Raw genomic sequence first — 5,645 nt, 5'->3', positions numbered from 1 at the left:
AGATTCCCGCTATTTAATGTTTCCGTGTAACAGCATCCAGCTTTGATTGGTATCAACATCCGTATGTCCTGATCTGATCCTATTCACTCTAAATACCTAAGAACATGCTCAAAAACTGGAAGAGTCTGTTTGTAAAAACAGACGGGGATTCTTCTGCCACAGAAGAACCACCGGGCTTCTCATTCCCTGTAACACAAACTAACGTTACAGAACAGCCGAAAAAAGATAGACATTTTGAACCGGCACCGGCTCCCGCATCCGCCCCGATGGATGTAGTGCAGGAAGTGATTGCCACTTATGAAGCAGGCCTGGATGCCATCAACATGCCGGGATATGACTTCTATGAGTTTTACCTGGCTGTCAGTGCCGGTGGCGCCACATCGCCACAGACCTACCAGATGGCCTTCACCATGGCGAAAGCATTCGATAAGAATGTATCGCCTGCCAAGCTCCTGCAGGATGCAGAATTCTACATCAGCAAGATCAATGAAGTGCACGGGCAGTATGTGGCTCAGGGACAACAGAAACTAAACGCGCTCCGCGATCAGCGAAATGCAGAACAACAATCCCTGCAGCAGGAGGCTGACCATGCTGCCGAAAGGATCCGGCAACTGAAAGCAGAGCTGCAGCAAATGGAAGCCCTTGTACAGGAAAAACAGCAGGCCCTCGCTTCCATCGATAACAAAAGCAGGCCGCAGGAAAATTCAATCCGCGAAAAACTACAGGCGAATGACCTGGCAAAAAAAGCAAGCATTGAAAAACTGTCTGCCATTAAAAACGGCATTCAGCAATACATAAAAGCATAACAACAAAACCAACCAACCATGGCAATGGAAACAAACAAAGTGATGGAACTGCCCATTCTCAAACACTTTGATCAGAACCAGATCTCTCTTAATCCGAAGAACTGGCGAAAGGGCGAAAAGGGCATCGCCACCCTCATTGGTATCGTGCTGCTGGGAACTGCCGCATGGGGATTGTACGTGTACATTCTTCCAATTGTATTCACCTGGGTAGGACAGGTGCTTGGCGCAATGGCCGCAGCGGTACTGGTGATCGCATTTTTCATCATGCTGCCCGTGATCATAAAAGCGCTCAAGCGCTTTTCCAGAAGCACACATAAGCTCCTCATAAAAAATGATCCTTTCGCTGAACTGGAAGATCAGAAAATGAAGATGGTGCAGAACCGTGTGCAGTTCAAGGAAGCGAAAGCAAAGATCAAAGCCATCAAATCAACGATGGAAGGCGAAAGCGTGAAAGCCGAAAAGGATGCAAAGGAATACCAGGAGAAAGTGGTGCTCTTGCAAGGCAGGGCCGAAAGCACAAAAACAAAAATGCATGAACTGGAACAAAAGGCCGGACCAGAGAAGGCCCGTGAATCAGACGACTATGTTGAGTTGCAGACCGGCCTGATGAAGACCCTCAGTGAAGCACAACGTGTGAGCCATATGCTCAACCAGAGTACAGGCCTTGTGAGAAAGTATGGAAGCCGCGCGCATGTGATCGGCAAACTCGACAGGAAACTGAATATGGTGGACACAGCCATGGAGATCAAGATCATGGACTTTGAAGTGAGTATCGATATGCTGAAGAAAGAATTCGCATTCGCCAACGCCGCCCGCGAAGCCACCGAACAGGCTAAATCCGCGATGGGCTTTACAAAGGGATGGGAACTGGATTATGCACTCGATGTAGTGACAGATACCATCGCCCTTGACCTGGCCGTAACAAAAGAAAACCTTTTCGACCTGGATTCGCTCACCAGCCAGTATGCATACGACAGTGATGAACTGTACACCAAACTGGACAAGCTGGCCGACCAGATCAAAACAGACAATTACCAGGTACCTGAATCCAAAAAATATTCAAACCCGAACTATAAGCTCAATGCCGATGACAGGCAGGAAAGCAAAGGATTCGGTGACATTTTCAACTAAACTCAAAACCAATTAAAATTTATCAATCATGAAATGGTCTAATCTTACATTTTTCTCGAAAGCCATCATCGTTCTCGTAGTAGCAGGCGCAGTAGGCAGCGCCGTATATTTTCTCTCACCCGGTTTACGTGTGGATGAATCCAAAAAACTGGAACAGCTTACACTGAGTGATCAGGATGTGAACAATGTAACTACATCGGATGAACTGCCGCTCCCCGAGATCGATCAGCCCGGTGATGTGGCCAACAAGCCGCTGGTGCGTATCGGTGGTTATGCCTGGAACGCGCAATCAGGTATCATCGTTGCCAACGGTGGCGCCAAAACCAGTAAAGGATCTCTGATGGAAAAGAATGGCGTGAGGCTGGAGATCGTGCGTCAGGACTGGCTCTCCGAGCTTCGTAACCTCCAGATGAAATTCGTGGACGAATTCGATAAAGGAAAGAACAACCCTACTGAAGGTGTTGCAGGTATCATGATCATGGGCGACGGTGTGCCTTTCTACATCAGCTCTGCACAACAGGCGCTGGATGACAAATACGGAAAAGGTAAGTACCAGTTGCAGGCAATCGCGGCCATAGGTCTGAGCTATGGGGAAGACAAACTGATCGGGCCACCCAGCTGGAAGATGAACCCTCAATCCATGAAAGGTGCGCTGGTATCTGCTGTGATCGGTGATGGCGACTGGGTTACAACCGTGAACTATGCATTTGCGAACGGTCTGAAAGTAAACCCCGATCCCAGCACCTACGATGCCGAAGCCGTGAACTTCCTGGCATCTGCCAATGATGACTATATCGAGTCTGCCAAAGAACTGATCAAAAGTCAGCAGGAAGGCTGGAGCATTCCGCTCAAAGAAGTGAAAGATGGTAAGTTAACCGGCAAAACCATCAACAAAAAAGTGGATGGTTGCGCTACCTGGACGCCCGGTGATAAGATGGTGTTCGATAAACTGCCTGGATTTACAGACGTAGTTTCAACTAAAGAGTTCAATAACCAGATGGCAACTACCCTCATCGTTTTGCGTCAGTGGGCCGAGAACAACAAAGAAGTGATCGGTAAGATCCTTCGCTCCGCTTACACGGCCACCAACCAGATGAAACAGTACGATACCTGGAGGAAGAAAGCCTCCGAGACCACAGCAAAGACCTTTGCGATGGAAACTCCTGAATACTGGTACGCCATGTTCAAGGGACAGAAAGGTGAAAAGAATGGAGTGAGTTACAATATGGGTGGCTCGCGCGTGTTCAACCTGGCAGATGCCAACCAGTATTATGGTATTTCGGATGGTACTAACCGTTATAAAGCGGTATATGATCAGGTGAGCCGTTATCTGAAAGAACTGAATCCTGCCGGTTTCAACCAGAATGTAAAGCGTGTGGTGCCTTATGAAGAAGCCGTGAACCTGGCTTTCCTGAAAGAGATCAGGGATATAGATGCCGGTGCTTCTTACACCACTGACTATACACAGAAGGCTACCAGCGTAGTGGCTTCGGGTGAATGGAAGATCAACTTCGATGTGGCGCGCGCCAGTCTTCGTCCGGAAGGAGAAGATGTGCTTGATCAGATCTATAACCTGGTGATCCAGGCGGAAGACTCAAAGCTGGAGCTGGTGGGTCACACTGATAATACCGGTACCAAAGATGGCAACTATGCCTTATCCACTGCCCGCGCAGAAGCTGTGAAGAGTTACCTGGTGAAGCGTGGCATCCCTGCCAACCGTTTCCAGAAGATCGGCGGTAAGGGACAGGACGAACCGATCGCCGACAACAGCAGTCCTGCCGGTAAAGCACAGAACAGGCGTGTGGTGATCACCATTCTGAAGTAATTTAACTGCATGTTCTAAGGCTGGGTAACAGATGTACATCACCTCTCAGCCGGTGATGGAGTCTGTGCCCGGCCTTTCTAAACCAACTCAACCAAACGAAATGAAAATTACCAACTGGTTCAAACCATTTGAAAAGATAAGCCCAGAACAGCGCATGATCATCGGCGTGAGCTGGATAGCGCTGGTTACAGGATACTGGTTCATCAGTTCCGCCGGAAGTACCCACCTGTTTCCCACACCCGGCCAGGTTTGGGATGGATTTCAATCTTTATATAAAGAAGGATTGATCGTGCACGTGGCCAGTTCCCTGTCTTTATGTTTACAGGCAACGTTTTTCTCTGTCATAATATCACTCCTCCTTGTGTATCTCTCGCCACTACCCGCTTTGCGGCCACTGGCCGTAACCATGAGCAGGCTGCGATACCTGCCGCTGACAGGTATCACGTTTTACCTGGCGATACTGGTGAGTAATGCCAGAACCATGCAGGTAGGAGTACTGTTCATATTTATGAGCCTTTATTTTATCACCTCCTTACTGGCTGTGTTGAAAGATATCCCCGAAGAGGAGATCGATCATGCGAGAAGTCTGAAATGCAGCCGCTGGGAAGTGTTGCTGGAAGTAGTGATCAAGGGAAGGTTCGATTATGTGATCGATGTGCTGCGCCAGAACCTGGCCATTACCTGGATGATGCTGGTGACCGTGGAATCCATACTGGTGGCTGCCGGCGGTCTGGGTGTACTCATCAAGAACAGCGATAAGTTCATGAATCACGGACGCATCGTGGCGCTGCAGCTGGTGATCCTGCTGGTAGGCCTGCTGCTCGACTGGCTGCTCCGCACGCTTCGTAAATCAGTTTTCCGTTACTCAACATTTTAATCAGCTACCATGACCTTAGCATACGAACAAAAACAAACGATCCTGCAGGTAGAGAACCTGAGTGTTACCTACAATGGCAAGACCATCATACAGGATATCAATTTTACCGAGCGTGATACGGTCCGTCCCGAAAGGCAGCAGGGCCAGATCATCGCATTCCTGGGCAGATCCGGCCGGGGGAAGAGCACACTTTTCCGTGCGCTCACAGGGCTGGAGAAGCCCACCACCGGCCAGGTATTGATCCCGGATCTTAGCAAAGATGCCAATAACGGACATCAACCCGCGAAAATGGTGGCTGAAGGGGATGTTGGTTTCGTGAATCAGAAATACACGCTCTTCCGTCACAAGACCGTACTACAGACGCTGTTGTTTGCCATGCGTCGCAGCCCGCTCGGCCCGGTTGAAAAGAAGGAGAAAGTATTGCAGTACCTCAGTGACTGGGGGCTGACCCAAAGCAAGGACCAGTACCCTGTATTCCTCTCTGGTGGCCAGCGCCAGCGGACGGCCATTCTGGAGCAGCTCCTCAGTTCCGGTTATTATATGGTATTGGACGAGCCCTTTTCAGGATTGGATGTGGGTAATATCCAAAGTGTAAAAAAAGCTTTTCAGTGGATCAATGCCAGTCATTAGTTACATACTATCATTTTCAGTACGAATTATATTGACCTGGCAGTGGAGCTGGCGGATAGTATTTATGTGCTGGGGTATCCGAAGGATGAAAAGGGGATTATGGGAACAGCCGGAACGATATTGAAGCATTTTGATCTGAAGGAAATGGGATTGGCGTGGCGGGAAGGGATGAGTGGAGAGCATTATGAGTGTGCGAGGATGATCAAGGAGGCGATGCTGGCTTCGTGATTGTTGTTCCACAAAAGCAACTTGTCTCTAAAATCAGCGTGTACCTTAAGATGAAGCGTGGGGGCACTCGGGCGCGGGGGCGCGCGCGGCCGGGGGCCCACGGGTTTTTACCGGAAGTTGACAAAATCAAAAACCCGTCGCCCCCCAC

Annotated in this window: 5 protein-coding genes; all 5 read left to right on the top strand. The window is 49.4% G+C overall.

Features of this window, described 5'->3' with window-relative positions:
- Positions 1–104 precede the first annotated feature (104 nt).
- Positions 105–806, top strand: coding sequence for a hypothetical protein (locus ACTHMC_RS12415; RefSeq protein WP_440413445.1), 702 nt, complete (start codon positions 105–107; stop codon positions 804–806).
- Between the two features lie 18 nt (positions 807–824).
- Positions 825–1,937 carry a hypothetical protein gene (locus ACTHMC_RS12410; protein WP_440413444.1) on the top strand — a complete coding sequence of 371 codons (1,113 nt, stop codon included), beginning with the start codon at positions 825–827 and terminating at the stop codon, positions 1,935–1,937.
- A 28-nt stretch (positions 1,938–1,965) separates the two neighbouring features.
- Positions 1,966–3,762 carry an OmpA family protein gene (locus tag ACTHMC_RS12405; RefSeq protein ID WP_440413443.1) on the top strand — a complete coding sequence of 599 codons (1,797 nt, stop codon included), beginning with the start codon at positions 1,966–1,968 and terminating at the stop codon, positions 3,760–3,762.
- A gap of 100 nt (positions 3,763–3,862) precedes the next feature.
- Positions 3,863–4,639: an ABC transporter permease gene (locus ACTHMC_RS12400; RefSeq protein ID WP_440413442.1), complete on the top strand. Its 777-nt coding sequence runs from the start codon at positions 3,863–3,865 to the stop codon at positions 4,637–4,639.
- A 9-nt stretch (positions 4,640–4,648) separates the two neighbouring features.
- The gene (locus ACTHMC_RS12395) at positions 4,649–5,269 is read left to right on the top strand and encodes an ATP-binding cassette domain-containing protein (protein WP_440413441.1); all 621 of its coding nucleotides are present in this window, start codon (positions 4,649–4,651) and stop codon (positions 5,267–5,269) included.
- The last annotated feature ends 376 nt before the right edge of the window (positions 5,270–5,645 follow it).

Source organism: Pseudobacter sp. (genome assembly GCF_051955275.1).
GTDB lineage: Bacteria > Bacteroidota > Bacteroidia > Chitinophagales > Chitinophagaceae > Pseudobacter.
Note: the sequence above shows the minus strand (reverse complement) of the source record. Positions and strands in the feature narration are given on the sequence as shown.

Excerpts from the sequence above, each read along its gene's own strand:
- ACTHMC_RS12415 (WP_440413445.1), top strand. The coding sequence starts at position 105 with ATGCTCAAAAACTGGAAGAGTCTGTTTGTAAAAACAGACGGGGATTCT.
- ACTHMC_RS12410 (WP_440413444.1), top strand. The coding sequence starts at position 825 with ATGGCAATGGAAACAAACAAAGTGATGGAACTGCCCATTCTCAAACAC.
- ACTHMC_RS12405 (WP_440413443.1), top strand. The coding sequence starts at position 1,966 with ATGAAATGGTCTAATCTTACATTTTTCTCGAAAGCCATCATCGTTCTC.
- ACTHMC_RS12400 (WP_440413442.1), top strand. The coding sequence starts at position 3,863 with ATGAAAATTACCAACTGGTTCAAACCATTTGAAAAGATAAGCCCAGAA.
- ACTHMC_RS12395 (WP_440413441.1), top strand. The coding sequence starts at position 4,649 with ATGACCTTAGCATACGAACAAAAACAAACGATCCTGCAGGTAGAGAAC.